The 521-nt window shown below is 73.1% G+C and carries 1 protein-coding gene; it reads right to left on the reverse strand.

The window, feature by feature from the left end:
- Window positions 1-112: 112 nt before the first annotated feature.
- Window positions 113-514, reverse strand: a complete 402-nt coding sequence (locus PUR61_RS36550; RefSeq protein ID WP_329883871.1) for a hypothetical protein — start codon at window positions 512-514, stop codon at window positions 113-115.
- Between the last annotated feature and the right edge of the window lie 7 nt (window positions 515-521).

The following is a 521-nucleotide window of genomic DNA, read 5'->3' on the forward strand; positions in this document are numbered from 1 at the left end:
CAGGACAGCGCCTTGGCGAAGAGCACGCCGGCACCCAGCGCACCGAGGCCCGCCACGGTGGTCCGCCACGGCGCCCAGCGCAGCAGCAGGACGCCGACGAAGACCACTCCGGTCAGGGCCACCACGACGCCGCCGCGGTGGCGCCCGGCGGCACCCTGCTGGTGGTCGGCCACGACTCGACCAACCTGACCGAGGGCGTCGGCGGCCCCCGGGATCCGGAGGTGCTCTTCACCCCGGGTGACGTGCTGACCGACCTGGTCACTCCGCAGGAGCAGACCCGGGCGGTCCAGCGGTTCCTCTCCGAGACCTTCGTGATCGCCCGGCAGGAGCCGCAGAACCCGCGCGGCCTGCTGGTGATGCCCCCGCGCGACCTGACCGCCACGAACTCGGCCAGCCGCGCCTGCGGCAGGCTGCGCGCGATTTCCGCCTCGCTGATCATGCCGACCAGCTCGTGCTCCGGGTGGTTGATCACCGGCAGCCGGCGGACCCGGTACTGCTCCAACACCCGCAGCACCTGTTCG

This window comes from Streptomyces sp. BE20 (assembly GCF_036322525.1).
In the GTDB taxonomy this organism is placed as follows: Bacteria; Actinomycetota; Actinomycetes; order Streptomycetales; family Streptomycetaceae; genus Kitasatospora.